General features: G+C 43.6%; 13 protein-coding genes. 6 read left to right on the forward strand and 7 right to left on the reverse strand.

Annotated elements, in window-relative coordinates:
* Positions 1–47: 47 nt before the first annotated feature.
* On the reverse strand, positions 48–2,759 hold the full coding sequence (locus FGL37_RS14830) for a DNA gyrase/topoisomerase IV subunit A (protein ID WP_028069860.1): 2,712 nt from the start codon (positions 2,757–2,759) through the stop codon (positions 48–50).
* Between the two features lie 241 nt (positions 2,760–3,000).
* Here FGL37_RS14830 and FGL37_RS14835 point away from each other — a divergent pair, with 241 nt between their 5' ends.
* From FGL37_RS14835 to FGL37_RS14845, 3 genes are all read left to right on the forward strand, one after another.
* Complete coding sequence (locus FGL37_RS14835; protein WP_138096882.1) at positions 3,001–3,390, forward strand: hypothetical protein; 390 nt, start codon at positions 3,001–3,003, stop codon at positions 3,388–3,390.
* 132 nt (positions 3,391–3,522) lie between these two features.
* Entirely contained in the window at positions 3,523–5,826 is a 2,304-nt protein-coding gene (locus FGL37_RS14840) for a TonB-dependent receptor domain-containing protein (RefSeq protein ID WP_028069863.1), read from the forward strand.
* A 17-nt stretch (positions 5,827–5,843) separates the two neighbouring features.
* Positions 5,844–7,256, forward strand: coding sequence for an exo-alpha-sialidase (locus FGL37_RS14845; RefSeq protein WP_028069864.1), 1,413 nt, complete (start codon positions 5,844–5,846; stop codon positions 7,254–7,256).
* 67 nt (positions 7,257–7,323) lie between these two features.
* Here FGL37_RS14845 and FGL37_RS14850 read toward each other — a convergent pair whose 3' ends face one another.
* From FGL37_RS14850 to FGL37_RS14865, 4 genes are all read right to left on the reverse strand, one after another.
* Positions 7,324–8,010, reverse strand: a complete 687-nt coding sequence (locus tag FGL37_RS14850; protein WP_028069865.1) for an ABC transporter ATP-binding protein — start codon at positions 8,008–8,010, stop codon at positions 7,324–7,326.
* The gene (locus tag FGL37_RS14855) at positions 8,007–8,921 is read right to left on the reverse strand and encodes a hypothetical protein (RefSeq protein WP_028069866.1); all 915 of its coding nucleotides are present in this window, start codon (positions 8,919–8,921) and stop codon (positions 8,007–8,009) included. The genes FGL37_RS14850 and FGL37_RS14855 overlap by 4 nt, the downstream gene beginning before the upstream one ends.
* A gap of 120 nt (positions 8,922–9,041) precedes the next feature.
* Positions 9,042–10,211, reverse strand: coding sequence for an MFS transporter (locus FGL37_RS14860; RefSeq protein WP_028069867.1), 1,170 nt, complete (start codon positions 10,209–10,211; stop codon positions 9,042–9,044).
* A 190-nt stretch (positions 10,212–10,401) separates the two neighbouring features.
* A complete protein-coding gene (locus FGL37_RS14865) occupies positions 10,402–11,151 on the reverse strand; it encodes a TrmH family RNA methyltransferase (RefSeq protein ID WP_028069868.1) in 750 nt (249 codons plus the stop codon).
* 8 nt (positions 11,152–11,159) lie between these two features.
* On the opposite strand from FGL37_RS14865, the gene tamL reads away from it, so the two are divergent.
* Positions 11,160–13,511: a translocation and assembly module lipoprotein TamL gene (tamL, locus tag FGL37_RS14870; RefSeq protein ID WP_028069869.1), complete on the forward strand. Its 2,352-nt coding sequence runs from the start codon at positions 11,160–11,162 to the stop codon at positions 13,509–13,511.
* 74 nt (positions 13,512–13,585) lie between these two features.
* Here tamL and FGL37_RS14875 read toward each other — a convergent pair whose 3' ends face one another.
* Entirely contained in the window at positions 13,586–14,113 is a 528-nt protein-coding gene (locus tag FGL37_RS14875) for a hypothetical protein (RefSeq protein ID WP_028069870.1), read from the reverse strand.
* 376 nt (positions 14,114–14,489) lie between these two features.
* Here FGL37_RS14875 and FGL37_RS14880 point away from each other — a divergent pair, with 376 nt between their 5' ends.
* Positions 14,490–16,700 carry a TlpA family protein disulfide reductase gene (locus FGL37_RS14880; protein WP_051606840.1) on the forward strand — a complete coding sequence of 737 codons (2,211 nt, stop codon included), beginning with the start codon at positions 14,490–14,492 and terminating at the stop codon, positions 16,698–16,700.
* 147 nt (positions 16,701–16,847) lie between these two features.
* On the opposite strand, the gene FGL37_RS14885 is transcribed toward FGL37_RS14880, so the two are convergent.
* A complete protein-coding gene (locus tag FGL37_RS14885) occupies positions 16,848–17,726 on the reverse strand; it encodes a hypothetical protein (RefSeq protein ID WP_051606842.1) in 879 nt (292 codons plus the stop codon).
* Between the two features lie 410 nt (positions 17,727–18,136).
* Here FGL37_RS14885 and FGL37_RS14890 point away from each other — a divergent pair, with 410 nt between their 5' ends.
* On the forward strand, positions 18,137–18,997 hold the full coding sequence (locus FGL37_RS14890; RefSeq protein WP_028069871.1) for a helix-turn-helix domain-containing protein: 861 nt from the start codon (positions 18,137–18,139) through the stop codon (positions 18,995–18,997).
* Positions 18,998–19,012: the final 15 nt, after the last annotated feature.

Here is a 19,012-nt window from a genome sequence, read left to right on the forward strand (position 1 = left end):
GATTCTATACGTATGCCTGTAATATCACTTAGATATTCGATTCACCTTTAAAACATTTCCATTTGTCCATTATCATCAATCTGTATATCGTCCGGATTGGTGATTTCCAATTTGATTTCATCCTCTTTTTTGTCCTCTGTCTGCGCATCTTCAGCTGCAGTAGTGGTCTTCGCAGGGCTGTCTCCTTCCGTTTCGGTAGCCGTTTTCTTTTTATCTTTTTCACTGAGATCCTCATCAGGCGTAAGCAGTGAAACCGTTTTTACGGTATGGAAGGAGAGACGGTTGCCTTGTGCCTTTATACCTTTGATATCAATAATTTCTGTTAATGGCTGTTCCAGGGTCTCTTCCGTCTGAGATTTGCCTTTTAGGATATCCAATTTGACGACGGGCTCGGCAGCATTGCTCAACAGGATCAGTTTGGAGCCGGGCTCTTCATTGATAAAAGAAACCCTTTTGCCGATTGGCTGTTCGTCAAATTTAAAGCGTTTGACATAATAGGTTCCGCTTTTACCGTCCTGATGCACGGCGGTGTACACATGTTCAGGATAATATTTTTCGATCCGGATCATCTTTTCATCGAAGTGATTGCTCAGATCGAAGTTTGACAATTCATAGCTACCGTCAGACATCACGATCAGGATTTTATCATCACCGTCAAATTCACCCAGGTATTGTCCCCGTTCATCTGCATTCAGCCGTTTCATAACCGTATCGTACCAGATCTTGCGGCCTGCAAGCGTCGATACACCGGCGCTTTTGAACACGATTTTCTTGATCGGATATTTAGACACGATATTTCCTTGTGAAGCACGTCCTTTGATGGCGATTTCGGCAAAATCCATGTCGAAGTTCAGCTTTCGCAATTTGGTATGTGGCTTGAGCTGCACATTGACGACTTCTGCTTCACCGTTTGGATTTGCGGTAAAATACAATATTTTGGATCCCTTAGAGCCTTTGGACACATCGTATTCTTTGTCTCTTGTGACCCCCACGACTGCAAAGCGTTTGATGTAGCTGGTGCCTGTTGCACCCTCCTTGTAAATTGCATTATAGATGGTGCGCTCGTCTCCTTTTTTGAAGACAGCTACATGAATGATGCCTTTACCGACAAATACCTTGTCCTGGATCTTGGTGACCACGTATTTACCATCCTCACGGAATACAATGATGTCATCAATGTCCGAACAATCGCAGACAAACAGGTCTTTTTTCATACCCGAGCCGATAAATCCTTCTTCTTTGTTGACATAGAGCTTGGTATTGGCCAGCGCAACCTGAGTGGCTTCTACTTTATCGAATATGCGCAATTCTGTCCTACGTTCACGGTCCTTGCCATATTTTTCACGCAGTTTTTCAAACCAGGCAATAGCATATTCCGTGAGCTGACGCAGATTGCGTTTGACTTCCTTGATTTCGTTTTCGAGCGCTTTCATCATTTCGTCTGCTTTTTTAACATCGAAACGGGTAATGCTGCTCATCGGTTTGTCGATCAATTTTTTGTAGTCCTCAGGGCGGATTTCGCGGTAGAATTGATCGAAGAAGGGTTCGAACAGGCGGTTCAGCACTTCGACGACAGTATCGAAGTCACCCGCATTTTCGTAGTCCGCATGTTTGTACATGCCTTCCTGGATGAATATCTTTAACAAACTGCTGAAGAAGATCTTTTCCTGAAGATCGTTGAGGCGAATCTCCAGCTCCTGTTTCAGCAGATTTTTGGTGTTTTTGGTGTTCTCGATCAAGATGTCATTGACACTCATAAATTGAGGCTTTTCTCCCTTGATCACACAGGTATTCGGTGAGATCGAAACCTCACAGGCGGTAAATGCATAGAGTGCATCAATAGTGACATCAGGCGATATTCCCGGAGCTAGATGTACAATGATCTCCACATTCTCTGCCGTATTATCCTCAATCTTCTTGATCTTAATTTTTCCTTTGTCATTTGCCGTCACCACACTTTCGATCAGGCCGCCCGTCGTGGTGCCGAAAGGAATTTCGGTGATCGCCAGTGTCTTTTTGTCGCGTTCTTCGATTTTCGCACGGACGCGGATTTTGCCGCCACGCTGTCCTTCGTTATAGTTGGAAACGTCTGCCATACCCCCGGTTGGAAAATCAGGGAAAATGTTAGGCCGTTCGCCGTTCAAGACCTGAATCGATCCATCGATAAGCTCAATAAAGTTGTGTGGCATGATCTTGGTCGCCAATCCCACTGCGATACCCTCAGCCCCCTGTGCCAACAGCAGCGGAAACTTTACAGGTAATGTAACCGGTTCGCGGTTACGGCCATCGTAGCTTAGCTGCCATTCAGTGGTTTCAGGATTGAAGACGACCTCGTTGGCAAATTTGGAAAGCCGGCCCTCGATATACCGTGGAGCCGCCGCCGAATCTCCGGTAATGGGATCACCCCAGTTACCCTGGCAGTCGATCAGCAGGTCTTTCTGGCCCAGCTGCACCATCGCATCACCAATAGAGGCGTCACCATGCGGATGATATTTCATGGTATTACCGATCACATTGGCTGCTTTATTATATCTTCCGTCATCCATTTCCTTTAAAGAATGGAGTATACGGCGCTGTACAGGCTTAAAGCCGTCATTTATATGGGGTACTGCTCTGTCCAGGATGACATAGGACGCATAATCTAAAAACCAGTTTTCGTAAAGGCCTGACAAGGGTATCGTCTGGCTGCCGCTTTCTGTTCTTTCTGATCCTAATTCTTCCGGATTGTCTTCCGTTGGGAAGTTTGTTTCGTCACTCATTTACTCAGCAATAGATTAAATTGTACAATACAGAAATATTCAAATTTTATTTTATTCGAACGTGTAAAAATACAAAACCATTTTGTTTTATCCCAGTGAATCTGTAAAAAGTTAAAAAAATTAGCTTTAAAAACTAACGATATTAGTTTTGTTGCTTTAGTGCTTTCTCTAAAGATACGGGAATACAGTATTTTCATTTTTAAAGCCGTAATCGGAAAAATTATTAATAGTTTTGTGGCAGGTGTTAAAGACGTTAATCACATATCAGAGAATAGGCATCCCGCTTCTATTGATGGCATTGCTGCTGCAGGCATTCAATAAAACCTTGCTTGTGGGCGATTATTATCTTCATACGGACCGGTATGCGAAAAACTGTGAAAACAAGCTGAAAACCTGGCTGCATTGTGATGGAAAGTGCCAGCTTTCCAAATTGATCAAAAAGCAGCAGGAAGACGAGAAAAAGCAGCAGGAAAAGAGAAACGACAGGGGAAGTGAGTATTACTGCTTTGATTCGTACAGCTTTGACCATCCTTTTATTCCGATGGATGAAAGCGAAAGACTCTTTAGTGCGCTTCCCGAAGTAAAAACAATAGAACAGCCACGTTCCATTTTTAAACCACCCATCAGCTAGATTTCATTTGTGGCATCTCTATTTTTGCACGCCTTCGCGGGCAGGAATCAGAATGCTGGTTGTTTTTTCGAAAGGCATATCTGCCGGGCTTAATAACTAAGGAAAGTATCTTTTCTTTCACATACTATTTTAATGAAATCACTAAAAGGCTATTTACTATGTGCCGTCGCCATTATGGTCAGCGAATGGGCGGCCGCGCAGCAATATAACGTTAAAGGACGGGTCTACGATCTGCTGACACAAGTTCCATTGCAGGGGGTATCGATCAAAATTTCGCCGCAGGAAACGGTAACCTCTGACCATCTGGGGTATTTTCAGTTCAGCACAGATCGTACAGCAGGCACCTTGAGTATCGCCATGTTGGGCTATAAACAACAAACCGTGCGGTATGACGCGGGCGGCAAGGAACTTCATATTCAGCTCGAAACGGATGAGGTGCATCTGAATGAAGTCCGCGTTGGAGCTTTCCTGAGCAATAAATCCATAAAAGAAACCGCAGGAGCGATTGCCGTAATTACCGACAATCAGATCCGCCAGGGGAGCGGAGTATCACTGCAGGGCGCGTTAAACAGTATCCCCGGCGTCCGGATGGATCAGAGTACACTGTCAGAAGCCCGTATTTCCATTCGTGGAAATGGGGTGAGGGCCCAGTACGGAATCCGTAATGTCAAAATATATGTCAACGACATACCTGTCACGGAGGCAGACGGGACTTCGCGCATCGAAGCACTTGATGTAAATGACCTGGGCAAAGCAGAAGTTATCAAAGGCCCAGCCTCCAGTATATATGGCGGCGGCACTGGGGGCGTGATTAATTTTCAGTTGATGCGTTCTCCTTATCAGGAGCAGAGTCTGGAGGTTTCGGCCATAGCGGGGTCTTATGGGCTCAGGCGCTTGGCGACAGCCTATCGTTCGGGAGGAGATAAAATGAACAGCTATGTTTCTTATGGCTGGCAACAATATAAAGGCTACCGGGATCATAGCGAAGACAAACGACGTTTCTTTACGGGTAACTTCCAGCTTTTCCCGTCTCCGAAACGTACAGTCACTGTTTTGCTCAATAGAACTTCCCAGGACTCACAGATACCGGGGTCACTTACACAGGCACAAGTGGACGACAACCCGAAGCAGGCAAATGCCAGTAACCTGGATAAGCAAGCCGCACGTTACCAAAATTGGACCCGCATAGGTCTGGGGCAACAGTATCTCTTCAATGACCGTTTTTCAAATTCCACCAGTATTTTCACCTATTTCTACGATCTGGATCATCCATTGCCATACGCTTATTTAAGAAATTACTATCAGAGTTATGGCGGTAGAACCAGGTTTACCTATGATGCTGGAATAAAGCTTTTTCCCACAACGTTTACCGTGGGGGCCGAGTTCAACCGAGCACTTACCAAAGGGGTTCAGTATGTAAACGAACATGGTACCGAAGGGGCAATCAGCGGGAATAGCGATTATAAGAATGGCTTATATTCTTTGTTCTATCAATCGACTACCGCCATCGGTAAAAAGACTGCATTGACCCTGGGGGTAAGTTATACTGGTATCAGCTACAAGGTGAAGGATTACCTGATCTCCACACGAAGTGGTACCAAGCGTTTTAATCCGCAGGCCTCACCAAGAATAGCTTTAAGTCACAACTTTGGCCATGCGCTCTCCCTGCATGGAAGTATTAGTGCAGGGTTTTCTCCACCTTCGAGCTCCGAGATACAAAATGAAGACCGGTCCATCAATACACGGATACAGGCCGAAAAGGGCACCAACTACGAACTGAATGCGAAAGGCAGTTTCTTTGACTCGCGGCTGTCGTATGAACTTGACCTCTTTAAGATGAACATGAAGGGTGAACTTATCGCACAGTCCATCCAGCAGGGAATCACGGTTTATAATAATTCTGGCCGGACAGACCACAAAGGAGCCGAACTGTCGATCGCTTACTTGCCGGTCAGAGCAAGCGATGGACATATGGTGACGCTGTTGCGTCCCTATGTCGCATTGACTTATTCGGACTTTAAATTCGTGGATTATAAGATACTCGGACCTCAAAATGAGGTAACCGCCGTGTACGATGGGAACGATCTTACAGGCATAGCGCCATGGGTAGCAAACGCAGGCCTACAGATGGAAACCAGATTGGGGATTTACTTTTTTGGAAGTTATTACTTTAACGACAGGCTGCCTGTTAACGACGCCAATACGGTATTCAACGCTGCTTATCAGCTGCTCAACGCGAAAATCGGATGGAAAAAAGAATTTGCGAAGCATTTTGTAGTCAACGTGTATGGCGGGATGGACAATATCACCAATAGAAACTATAGTTCGCTGATTTCTCTGAATGCAAGCGGCTGGAATGGTGGACCGGCACCCTACTTTAACCCTTCGCCGCGAAGGAATGGATACGGAGGATTCAATTTAAAATACAGTTTTTAGTTATATATTTTTTTATCATGAAAAAGTTCCTTCTTTTATATACGGTCATCGCGAGCCTACTGCAGGCCTGTAATACGGGTGAGCACGAAAATACGGCACGGCAACCCGTCCTGATTTCGAAAGCTAATGCTGGAGCATCTTGTGTGTCTTTGACAAAGGACCATAGAGACCTGCCGGTTATCAGCTGGATCGAACAGGATAGCAAAAAGAATAAACAGTTTTATTTTTCAAGCTGGGATACAGTTACCGGCAGGTTTGGATCCGCGATCACCGTGCCCATCGAACCGAATACCAGCATACATGAGGAAGGGATGCCTAAAATCGCATTCAAGGCTGACGGGACTATTGTTGCAATATACGAGACCTCCGTGCCTTCTTCCAAAAGTAAATGGGGCTTGAGCGATATTCAATATACGATGTCCTATAACGGTGGCAGAACATGGACGGAACGAAAATCAATTCAGTCAGATCCTGCCTTACTGGGATCCCGGTCCTTTGCAGACATCATACGTCTCGATGACGGGGAGGTAGCGGTGTCCTGGCTGGATACCGATCCTGTAAGATCTGAACTGGGGAGGCCTGTGAAATTTGCAAAAACCAGCGCACAGAGCGGTTTTAGCGAAGCTGTATTGGTGGATTCTGCAGCTTGCCAGTGTTGTCGTACCGCGATGAGCACAAATGGGCAAGGACAGGTCAATGTGGTCTTTCGGGATCTTCTGCCCGGATCTGTCAGGGATATCTCCATCAGCGTCTCTTCAGATAACGGATTGAGCTTCGGTAAGGCTGTGCCGTTTAGCGGAGACCACTGGGTTGTGGACGGCTGTCCGCACAATGGCCCGTCCGTTGTATTCAATAAGGATACAAAATATGTCACCTGGTATACAGGTGCCAAGCAGGGCGGGGTTTATTACGCGGCGCTGGATGGCAACAACAAAACGCTGGTGAAACGTGAGCTCAGCCGTGCAGGGCGATTTGTACAGCTCACTATGATGCCTAATGGAGACCGCGTGGCCGCATTCGATGTTACTTATGAACAAGGTGGGAAGATATTTAAGAAAATCATGCTCAATAAAATCCAGGATAAGGAATTTCTGGAAAAAGAAGTCTCCTTACCGTCATCACATGCTTCTTATCCGGTTATAACAACGTTGGGAAAAGATCAGGTAGTGGTGGCCTGGACAGATGATAGCAAGGTATACTATACACTTGAACACAGCACTGCGATCAATCGTGTTGTTCAGGAAGATGCAGCAGCGCATTCGGACACAGGCGAAACAGGTACATCCGCAGCGCTTGCGACGTCAAAAGACCCCGTGTGCGGAATGATGGTCAGCGCAACAGCCGAATCGGAACAGGTGGTGAAGGATGGCCAGACCATCAGATTTTGCAGCCCTGCCTGTAAACGGACATTCTTAAATAAGGCACATTAGCGTGCAGCACCGCAAAGATGCCTCTTGAAAAGCAACAATCTTCTTGAAAGGCTGTTGCTTTTCTTGTTTAGAAATCCTGCTGCCACAGCTTGTCGATGTCTTTCTTCAGAATCCGCTCTTTCATTTCCTCTTCAAAGTGATCAAACGCGTCGCTGCTCACCGATTGACTGATGCCGCCGGCTTCCAATAACAATATGTCATCGCAGGTATCCTTTAAAGTCGAAAAGATATGTGACGAAATCAATATGGTCTTTCCCATCCCTTTCAGCCGCAGGATGATTTCCGTCAGGATGACGCTGCTTTGTAAGTCTATGCCATTGAAAGGCTCGTCCAGAATGTAGCAACTGTTATCCTGTAGCAGAGTGGCCGTCAAGGCAAGCTTTTTCTTCATACCGGTCGAATAAGAACTGGCATATTCCCGTAGTGGAAGGTCGAAAATATTTCTTTCGTTGAGATTTCTGATTTTCTTTCCACGGGCATCCGTCATCAGATAGATATATTCCTCGCCTGTTAGTTTTGCAAGGAAATAAGGATCGGCAGTTAGGTACCCGAGATTATTTTTAAGGGGCCGTAGATCCGACTTAATGCCGCCCTCGGCACTTTCTAGCCCTGCTATACAGCGGAAGAGTGTTGTCTTTCCTGCGCCGTTCTCGCCGACAATCCCATATGCCTTACCACTGGCAAAGGTATAACTGATCTGCCGGAGAACACGATGCTGCCCAAAAGATTTACTGAGATTGGTAAGTTCGATCATAAATGATTTTTTAGGTTGCTGATTGCTTTGATATAATAAAACGGCAACAGCGCCAATATCAAAGGATAAAAACTAAAGCATAATATCAGGACGAATACCTCCGGAAAATTGATCTCCCTTGGAAAAGCAACATACTTGAGTGTGATGGCAAAAGGAAGCAGAAGGAGTATGCCAGCTAAAACGATGCCGGCGTTAAACCAGTCCGCGGGAAAGAACAGCACAAAAATCAGCAGGAGTGGAATCGTTAATATCAGACAATGCAGGACGCCCCTTCCCAATTTTCGCATCAGAAAACCTTTTGCTGTATGGTGGTCATTCCAGAGGTAGAAAATAGGTTCGGGCAGTTGATAGTAGCAAATGCAGGTGAGGGCAATACAGGCAACACAGAACAAGACAAGGTTGGGATTGGCTACATAAAACCCAATGCTGGCAAGTACATAGAGAACGAGCAGCAGCAGATAACTCCGTCTGAATCCAATAATAAATTCAAAAGGTTGTTTGGTGAATGGGGTCGGAATGGATCTGCCGAAGGTCCTAAAGGACAAAAAGGCAAAAACAATGGACAGTATCGCTATTAAACATACATACCACCATTGATCATGGAGCAGAAGAATGATCAGTGAGGGCAAGATCAGCAGGCTGTTTTCCCATAATCTGATTTTGTGAAAATCTACCTTACGAAATGTATTTTTGAGAAAATCATTTCTGTTTTTTTCTGTCAGGAGGAAAAGCATCTGAAAGTTGCCAAGTACGATAGCATAGCAGCCGAATATCGGGTATTGAGCCAGAGCGTGGTAGACTGCATAACCTAATGCGAGCAACAGGAGGAAAGCGGCCACAACAGGCAGGCCTGTATCCTTGATATGACGGGATAGTAACCTATACTGGAGTTTTAAATAGTTGCTTACCATGCTAGCAAAAGTAAAAAATCAAAGTTAAAACAGGCGGCTATCAGGTCGAATTGTTTTCCGCACTTGGGCCAATCTTCAAATCTTTTACGTAAGCTGGCGCACAGAGCCGGTCCGCGTTGATTAAGCCTTGTGCCTTCTCTGCCACATGGCCATATACAGCAACGCAATGAGTAGGACGGTCGCGTTCGCATACATAATTAAAGGAATGCGGAGAATAACATCGCCATAGTAAAGTCCTGCGAGCAGGGCGCCGAGTCCGATGCCTGCCTCCAGCGAAATATACATCGTTGCCACCGCTTTGCCACGGTGTTCGGGCAGGCTGAGATCGATGGTCCAGGCATTGACTGCGGGCGAAAGTATCCCGGTACCAATACCGTAAATACTGGCACCTGTCATTAGGCCGATGAAACTGTCACCCACACCAATGACGGCCAGGGCGATCGCAATGATGACCAGGCCCACGATAATGACTTTGGGCCTGCCATATCGGTCGGACACTTTACCCGATACAAATCGGATCATCACCGAAGCGATCGTGAATGCTAAGAAGAACAGCCCCTTGTTTTTGAGCCCGAGGTGCTCGCTCCAGTCGGGTATCAGCGTTAATATGACACCGTATGCGGTATACGATAAAAAGGTAACGATACCTGCAGGGAGGGCGCGCCATTCAATAATGTCCTTGCGGTCGATCTTAAGCATGGAGAGGGTAAACTTTTCCTTTTTAATCAAAGTCTCTTTCATATTGATGACGATGACAATCGATAACAGCGCCATCAGCGAGGAGCAATAGAACATAACATTGATACCAAAAGCTTCGAAAATAGCACTGCCTATCGCAGGTCCCACTGCCGTCCCGATGCTGAATGCCAGACCGTGCATGCCAAGCGCTTCACCCCACCTTTTCTGGGGAACAAGGTCGGCCACATAAGCTGAGGTCGATGTCGGCTTGAAGCCCGTGGAGAATCCGTGGATCAGGCGAAGAAACAGAAAGCCCGCCACCGAGGTGAGAACAGGATATAAAAAACCACAGATAAAGCATACACATGAGCCGATGGCCATGACCGGGACACGTCCCCAGCGGTCCGTCAATTTACCGCTAAAGGGTCTTGAGATTCCGGCTGTCAAGGTGAACAATGCAATGATCAGACCTTTGTATTCGGCCCCCCCCAGACTGCTGAGATAATTGGGCAGTTCGGGGATAATCATATTGAAACTCGACGAAAATAAGAGGGAGCTTAAGCAAAGTAATATAAATTGAAGCGTATAGATGGATTTCTGTTCAGCTGGCATGATATACTGTTCTGATGTATGATCGCCCGAAAGTGGAGGAATGATTGCTATTCCTACACGCTCTGCGACGGATCGTCAAAGGTACAGTTTTGGTATGATAAATTTTCGCTTTTGCTGGAAATTAAGATGTCCCGTCGTGGGACACGGCGCCCCGGATCCCCCCCATTATGGCGCGAAAAAAGGCCTTTGTTCAGGATAGTTTTTGTCGCGCGATTTCACTGCAGAATACCGTTGTCGCCACAGCGACATTTAGGGATTCGGCCTGTCCGATCCGTGGTATCGTGACGGCATGGTCTACCAGGTTCTCGATAGCGGCGCTGATGCCATTCCCTTCATTGCCCATCACGATGAGCCCTTCATTTCCCCAGTCCATTTGGTAGATGGACTGGCCGCGGAGCAGCGCGCCATATACCGGCAGTTGTGTTTCGGCAATGAGTTTTTGAATGTCCGTATAGTGTATCTGGATTCTGGCAAGCGAGCCCATGGTTGCCTGTACCACCTTGGGGTTGTACGCATCCACTGTTCCTACCGAGCAGATGATATGGCTGATGCCAAACCATTCGGCCGTACGGATGATCGTACCCAAGTTGCCGGGGTCCTGTACATCATCCAGGACAATAGTAAAGCTGTTTTTTAGATCCACAGTATCCAGACGCTGCGCTGCCGGGAGTTTGACCAGCGCGAGAATACCCTGCGGTGATTTTAGCGTACTAATCTTTTGAAATTCAGCCTCGGTGAGTGCATATGATTTTATATTATGCGAGATTTTACCCACTTTTGTGTTTGCGTCGCCTGTATAGAAAATAGATTCGACCTGGTAGCTGGAGGACACAAATTCTGCAACGGACTTTATGCCTTCAACGATGAATAGGCCATGCTGCTTTCTATACTTTTTATTTTGTAGAGACGTTATTAGACTGATTTGCGCTTTTGACAACATTTTTATTGATGATTAAGTATCCTCGTTTTATCGGATTTGCAAGTATACTGCTTTTGACGCTATTTTTTGCATCTTGCCGGTCTTCAAAATATATCGATGACGACCAGGCTCTGGTTACAAAAGTACAGATTTCTGGCGTTGAGCCAGCATTGAAGGAATCCGCTGAAATGTATATTTCCAATCAGATCAGGCCCAACTCGCGTGTCAATCTATTTATCTATAACACGTTCAATACCAAAAAAGGACGCTATAAGACCAAAAATATCCGCAATGTGGGCGAACCCCCACATTTGCTGGATTCTGCCATGGTAGATCTGTCTGCCAATCAGATTAAACGCTTTTTGTTCACCAAGGGGTATTTTAATGCCAAAGTCGATCCGGAAATCCGTGTTGTCAAGAAAAAGGCCCGCATCGATTTTCAAGTAGCTGCTGGTAATGCCTACCAGATCAGAAATATCAGCCGCAAGTTTGATGACAACGACGTGAAAGCGTTGTTTGAGCGTGATGTACTGCCTTCCAGCAATGTCAGGCCGAATACACAGTATGATGCCGCCAAGTTGCTGGATGAGCGGGAAAAGATGTACGTCGTGATGCGCAATAATGGCTATTACGACTATTTGCGGCAGTACATGCGTGTGGGGATTGATTCGGCGATCAGCGGTAGTCTGATTGATCTAAAAATTAACGTCGAAAATCCCAGTGATTCTACGATACATAAAAGGTATCAGATTGATAGTGTTTATATGACTGTTAGGAATTATGGATCGATGTCCAAGAAAGCTCCGCGCCAGATTTTGGACACGGCCAAGCGTCTGCTCTTTATTGATGAAACCAATAGTTTCAGGTATAAACCACTGGAACGTTATATGTATCTGCGCGCAGGACAATATTATTCACTTGCCGAAGAGAATAAGTCTTATGATCGTCTCTATGAGATGAATGGTTTCCGGTCGGTTAAAATACAATTTGTGAAAAAGGACTCCAATAAGCTCAATGTACATTATGATTTTGTGCCGCGTCCGCGCATGGGCAACCAGATCGAAGGGGAGTATACATTCAGTTCGGGCATGAGCGGTTTTAACATCGGCAATACCTTTTCACAGCGCAATATTTTTGGTGGATCGGAGCAGTTGGAAGTTAAGTTGCGTTACGGAGTACTGTTTGATCCGCGTCTGTCGGGGGGGCTTTCCAGCAAGATCTTTAATAATGATTTTCAGGCGGGAGTCAATCTCGTCATCCCGCGTCTGATGGTGCCTTTTCGCATCAATCCGGGAGGTAAGTTTGGTCTGCCTAAGACGACCTATTCGATGACTTTGCAGCTCTTTGACCAAGATAGGACCTATTCAAACCGTTACTTTATCACCTCCTTAAACTATTCGTGGTACGAGACCGAAAATAAGTACCATAGTTTTACGCCTATCGTACTGGAGTACCGGGACGGAAGACTGGACTCCAATTTTCGAAAAAAACTCGAACAGCAAGGCTACCAATTGTATGTGCGTAGCAATGACAGGCAGTACTTTGGTTTAGGAACCCAGTATAACTTTGTTCTGAACGGCAAGAAGCTCAACAGCAAGGAGGACTTTCAGTATTTTCGGGGGACCATAGACCTCAGTGGCAATGTGCTGGATCTAATCAGCAGCTTGGCCAAGCTGCCGTCAAATGCTGACGGTGAAAAAAAAATCTTTGGTGTGCCTTTCCTTCAATATGCGAAGACCGAGCTTGATTACCGTCTGTACCGAAATCTGGGCGGCAACAGGCAATTTGTTTTTCGTTTTAATCCCGGGATTGCAATCCCTTACGGAAACAATTCGAAGCTATTGATCTTTGAAAAGAGCTTCTATAGCGGAGGCATGAACGGCATACGGGCCTGGCAGGCGCGCACTTTGGGGCCGGGCTCGTACAATAGGCAAAACCTTAGTGAAGACCTCCGGCTCAATTTGCGGAATCTGGATCAGCTGGGTGAAATCAAACTGGAGGCAAATGCCGAATATCGCTTCCGGCTGCTCAACAATTTTCTGGGCGCTAAGATGAACGGAGCGACGTTTGTCGATATGGGTAATGTGTGGCGGCTGAAAAAAGATGAAGAACTAAATCCCGGTGGTGAATTTAAGTTCAACAAATTTTTGGGGCAAGTGGCTATAGGTACCGGTTTTGGACTCCGTTTTGATTCCGATTACTTTGTCATCCGGCTGGATGCAGGCCTCAAGGTCAAAGACCCGCAATTTTCCGGTAGTGACCAGTGGGTGATCAAGCATTTCTTTGATTCCAAAGAGTTTAAGCAACAGTACTATGACACGCATAGGCCCGACCGATATAATTTCATTCAGTATAATTTTGGAATCGGTATGCCATTTTAGTGGGAGCAATTTTAGGGACAACTGGGCCTAGAGTAGTGAGGCTTGATATTGTTTCGTCGGTTTCAGAGCAGCAGCTATCCGATGAGGTTTTTCAGGCTGGAAAAGATGGACTCAAAAATTTTGCTCAGATCTAATCCTTGTGAATGGTTGAAGATAAAAAAAACGATTGCTAAAGCTATGGCGGTCATAATGACTTTTTTAAACATATAGGCGATACCCAGCACAATTGCCGGAATAATCAAAAACATCAGGCCGCTAATGGCGAAAGGGGACAGACCACTGTCACTTTTGAAGATATAAAATAGTCGGCCCTTGGATCCTTGCTGATTTTTGTGACTGAAGAAAACAAATGTCGACGACTCAATTTTCTGGTTGGGTACCGCCACACCGTCGTGAAATTGCAGTGCCTGTGAAAAGCCGTTGATCGTAAATGTATAGTTGCCATTGATCGTCTCATGGGTATGGCCTAAAGAATCCAGTGCCACGATGGCAAGCTTGCCATTTTTGGATAGGTTTTCTTTGACGACAAAGTTCTGGATATTTTGTTGCTGCGCCGCTGCCCAGAAAGGCAGTAATAATAGAAAAAATATAATCTTTTTCATCCTGTAAAATTGTTTATGCGGATTTAATCCCATCCGAATAAATGAGCCACCTACCTCCCGGCACATCCATTCAAAACGGGATTGCAATTTTAGGAATTTTAATCTTGTTTCGGAAATGTTAAATTATTCCAGGCTGATTTTAATCGAAAACTTCAATGTCAAAAAATCTATATTGATAAATTCCTGTAGCGATCTGATTGTGGATATCAATATCGCTTTTCCTCCATTCATTTCTTGATATAGATCCCATTCTTTTGTATCAGTAAAGGAACTTCCCTTCGGAATTATACTCTTATTTTGTATATTTTAATTGGTAATTCGTATTTAGACGAATTTTTGTTAATTTTAATAAATTACCATATAAAACTATTTATTGATGAAAAGAATCGTGTTCGTATTTCTTTTGTTTAATTCATTGTGTTTTGGTCAAAAGAGCGTTAATTATAAAATAACCGAGGAATCCATATCCGAAGGGAAGCTAATACAGTTAAAATCAACCTATTTTTCTTTGTCTCCCAATAAATCAGCGTCAAAAAAAGAATTCCCTTCAGAAATAAAGATTAATGCTGTTGAATATAAGGATTTCCGCAATCCATTTTTCTTTTCAAGTTTTCATCCTGACAGTAACCAAAATGTTTTGTCTTCCAGCATACTGGCTGATATTTTGATGAACTTACAACAGCCTATCCGTTTCAATTTCCAGCGTGAAGAAACCATTGTAGATACTTCATCACTTAGAAAAGAGATTCTGTTAAAGGCCAAGGACTGGCAGTTAACAGACAATATCGCAGAGATGGTAAGGAACAATGTTACGGTAGGAGCAGGGTTTATTTGTGGCTGGTTAAATTATAATTGTCTAGGTAAAGATATGTTAAAGAGACTTCAATCCGGACCTGTACTAATCAAAAGTCAACTGTATAACATTGTCAAAAACGATAAGAAAAATTTGTATCTCACTTTTAGGGATACCTCCCGGCATTTGGATGGGGAACTTGTCGTTGATAAGAAGACACTTCAGCCAATCACTCTCTCTCGAAGAATTACATATATCCAAGATAATCGTTCATTTGTCAATACCGCTATGATGCAACTATTGTATACGAATGTATCCAGTACTTACGATCAAGCCTATGCGGAGATGTTATTGTCAGGTAGTTTTGTTAGTAAGGCGTTGTATTCGGGGGAGACAATGGATAGTGTGAAGGTCATGAAATACATCACTAAAAATGATGCTATTTTTTCGAATGATAGGACATTCGTAAAGAAAAAGTTAGATCTACTTCAGCAGATTAAGAACAATAAACTGTATAATTTGAGCTTGAACGACGTGCCAGTCAACTTGCTTTCGGGAACACATCATCTTTCGAACCTGCTCTACAATGGATCCCTATCAAGGGATAAATTTATAACCGTAATACCGTTATTAGACAACGAAAAGCGATATGATTGGATACAGAATGGTTTATATCAAGACCTGGGGCGTCCAGCTGCAGATGGAACGCTGTCTTCTGATGAAAAGGCCGATTTATTAATAAATCATTTTTCCGAAAATGAGAAGCAATATACCTATCCGATGATTTTGGGGCGACGGATTATGCGACAGGCAGACGATCTGTCACAGGCCAAAAATTTACTTAATGAGTTGATTAACCTTAACGATGATTATTGGATCAATGGAAATGTTGGGAGATACGCACTATTGGCATATCAACGTCTGGCTTCTGCAGATCAGGATTATACCCACCAACTGCTAATGGATATTATTTCAAAATTAACGGTGCTTTATGATTCAGATAAGACGGTGTATCGGAATATAACTCGTGCGCATCTTGCTACAGCTTGCTATTTTGCCTATCAAATGATGGATAAAAGCAATAAGGGAGAGGCCTTGCACTATTTGGAGAAAGCGGCCATATACTCTCCCAAAAATGAGGCGGAGACTGCGTACAACTCGTCTTATGATATTATGTTTTTGAAATCTAAGAAAAGCTATGCGGAAGATTACCTTACAGAATTGGCCGCAGGCGGTAGGAAAGATGTCGCTTTACAGAAATATGTCGATGAGTTTTTGACCGTTCAGGGTATAAGTTATAAGGGCTTACGTGATTTTTACCAGCATTACTATCCGGAACAGAAATTCAGTGAGTTTTTCATTCAGAAGGTCGTTCCTCAATTACCCGATGCGCCAGATTTCGCTTTGGCGAATCTCGAGAATATGAAAATCCAAAAGACGGACCTAAAGGGCAAATGGACATTGGTCGACTTTTGGGGAACCTGGTGCGGTCCATGTGTTGCAGAGATGCCTAAACTCAATAGTTTTTTTGAGCACTTGAAGAATGATAAATCAAGAAAAGACAAGATTGGTTTTATAAGTATTGCGTGCAATGATACCGCAGATAAAGTGAAAAACTTTATTGCTAAAAACAATTATACCATACCGGTGTTGATGTCAGATGGACAGGTGGAAAAAAGCTTTCAGGTCAGAGGTTATCCAAGCAAGTATATTCTAACACCAAACGGTAAGCTGATCGCTATGCCGTTCGGTTTTGACTGGCAGCCTTTGTTGGAAGAAGTCGCGACCTTCTGATGGCATATTCCTAGTCTGAGGACGTTTATTCATCCTGGATTTTCTTTCTGAAATCATGATGCTATCAGTTCACGATTTCATTGACAAATGAATCGGCATGTATTTCATGGTTGAAAAATCCATATCTGACAATGAGGAATGTAGTTTTTATTGTTTCAATAAATCTTCGATCAGTTGAAACTTGACATTTTCCAAGATCCCTTTTGGATCATCAATGATTACTTTCCCAAAGATATCCTTTTTGATAGACGCATGGTTTCCCTTGTTATCGCTGGCTTCATAATTCCCAAAGATATCCTTTCTTACGGAAACATGGCTCCCTTTGTTATCTTCGATTGTTTTGCCTCCCAATATGTCGGTTCTAATGGTTGTACGTTTACCGTTGTTACTTTCAATGGTAAGGTCACCTAAAATATTTCTGGATACTTTACTTGAATTGCCTTTGTTGTCCCGGATGTCCAAGCCTCCAAAGATGTCTTTCGATATTGTTGTATTGTTTCCTCTGTTATCTCGAACATCCAAACCCCCGAAAATATTTTTTGATACATTAGTAAGGTTGCCGTGGCTGTCACGGATCTCCATGTTATCGAGAGTATTTATGGAAGCAGTGGATGGACTCGCGTCGTGATCAGTAATATCAAAATCCCCACTTATATTTTTTCTGACCGTTTTTTCCTTTCCGTTGTTATATTTTACGACTATATTGCCGGAATAATCTTGTTTTATCGATGTTTTAAGCCCGTTATTATCCGTTTTTGTATATCCGTCCCAGTGGTCTTTACTGTATTTGATACTTCTACCCCAGTTGTCTGAAACGATGACATCTCCCCAGCTATCAGTTTGTATTTTAATGGAGCCTTTATCTAAGCCTTCCGAAGCAGCTAATTTTGTAACATACTTTCGTATATCGTCAGAAAGTGTATCAGTCAACATTTTTATATTGGGTTGCCCAATAGAAAGTTTGTTTTTGGCAATTACTGTAGAGATGGACAGTACAAAACTGAATAGGATATATATGCGTACCATAGGACTGTGATTTATGGTAAGATACGAATTTTTGCTTTTATTTTCTCCATCTTTTGATGAAGCTAAAACTTTCTGTAACCATACTAGATTGAGTAACTTAAGATACCCAGATAGCTAATACCTCTATTCTGATAAAGCCCTGAGTGACGGATAGTATGTAGTGCTCCTCCTCTTTTAGCTTCTATAAACAAGGAACGCCGGAGTTGTACCAGAAAATAGCCTTTTTAAGATTTGGGGCTTTTTTCAATTGGCGATCGATAACTACAAAAATGGAGTATTCATATGACGATATGGGAGTATTTTAACATACCATACACGATTCTTAACCGATCGGTCTTAAAATTTGTAATGTTAATACCGAAGCTATAAATTTAATGTTAGATTGACATTTATTATAAATCTAATTTGTTATGAAGCCAGTTCAATTTAAAGTACCTGCTCCCCAGGATAAGTCTGTTTATGTACAGGAAGACGTATTGGATAAATTTTATCCACATATGCATCGTCACGAAGAGTACCAGTTAGTTTGGATAAAAGAGGGTATTGGCCAGCTATTGGTAGACGATAATCTACACAATTTTCAACGAGGTGATATTTTTCTGTTAGGTGCAAATCAAGCCCATGTATTTAAAAGTACCCGCGTAGGTCAGGGAGTGAGATCCATTTCCGTATTCTTTAATGCGAAAGGAGCACTGTCTACGATGGCAAGAATGCCCGAACTTCGTCATCTACTTGATTTTATTGATAAAAGTCATCGGGGATTTAAAGTTCCCAGCCGATATCTTACACAAGTACGTCGCCGCATTGAGATCCTGCAGAAATCTGATCAGCTCGATCAGCTTGTGAATTTTTTCTATTTATTGAAGGTGTTAAGCAACGTTTCTGCCGAACTCAAACCTCTTTCCGGTGTGCAGATCAATAGGCTTGAAGTCGGTAAACCATTTCGTATTGAGACAATATGCAAATTTTTGGAAGAGCATTTTAAAGAAAATATAAGCTTATGTGAAATAGCAGAGAAGGCAAATCTTACCCCACACGCTTTTTGCCGTTATTTTAAGATCAGTACCGGAAAGACATTTGTCTCTTATCTAAACGAATTACGGATCAGAGAGGCCTGTAAATTATTGGGTGACCGGCATGACTGCATATCTATGATTGCTTACGACTCGGGATTTAATAGCATCGCTAATTTTAACCGTGTTTTTAGAAATGTACTGGGCATATCTCCTAAAATCTACAGTAGCAATTATAAAAGCTATCTGTACCAATAGTTTGCCGTATATCTA

Source organism: Sphingobacterium thalpophilum, from assembly GCF_901482695.1.
GTDB classification, from domain to species: domain Bacteria; phylum Bacteroidota; class Bacteroidia; order Sphingobacteriales; family Sphingobacteriaceae; genus Sphingobacterium; species Sphingobacterium thalpophilum.

What these genes read in the sequence shown, in the direction of transcription:
- tamL (WP_028069869.1), top strand. Translation starts at nt 11,160, where the DNA reads ATGATTAAGTATCCTCGTTTTATCGGATTTGCAAGTATACTGCTTTTG.
- FGL37_RS14855 (WP_028069866.1), bottom strand. Translation starts at nt 8,921, where the DNA reads ATGGTAAGCAACTATTTAAAACTCCAGTATAGGTTACTATCCCGTCAT.
- FGL37_RS14875 (WP_028069870.1), bottom strand. Translation starts at nt 14,113, where the DNA reads ATGAAAAAGATTATATTTTTTCTATTATTACTGCCTTTCTGGGCAGCG.
- FGL37_RS14850 (WP_028069865.1), bottom strand. Translation starts at nt 8,010, where the DNA reads ATGATCGAACTTACCAATCTCAGTAAATCTTTTGGGCAGCATCGTGTT.
- FGL37_RS14885 (WP_051606842.1), bottom strand. Translation starts at nt 17,726, where the DNA reads ATGGTACGCATATATATCCTATTCAGTTTTGTACTGTCCATCTCTACA.
- FGL37_RS14840 (WP_028069863.1), top strand. Translation starts at nt 3,523, where the DNA reads ATGAAATCACTAAAAGGCTATTTACTATGTGCCGTCGCCATTATGGTC.
- FGL37_RS14880 (WP_051606840.1), top strand. Translation starts at nt 14,490, where the DNA reads ATGAAAAGAATCGTGTTCGTATTTCTTTTGTTTAATTCATTGTGTTTT.
- FGL37_RS14845 (WP_028069864.1), top strand. Translation starts at nt 5,844, where the DNA reads ATGAAAAAGTTCCTTCTTTTATATACGGTCATCGCGAGCCTACTGCAG.
- FGL37_RS14865 (WP_028069868.1), bottom strand. Translation starts at nt 11,151, where the DNA reads ATGTTGTCAAAAGCGCAAATCAGTCTAATAACGTCTCTACAAAATAAA.
- FGL37_RS14860 (WP_028069867.1), bottom strand. Translation starts at nt 10,211, where the DNA reads ATGCCAGCTGAACAGAAATCCATCTATACGCTTCAATTTATATTACTT.
- FGL37_RS14830 (WP_028069860.1), bottom strand. Translation starts at nt 2,759, where the DNA reads ATGAGTGACGAAACAAACTTCCCAACGGAAGACAATCCGGAAGAATTA.
- FGL37_RS14890 (WP_028069871.1), top strand. Translation starts at nt 18,137, where the DNA reads ATGAAGCCAGTTCAATTTAAAGTACCTGCTCCCCAGGATAAGTCTGTT.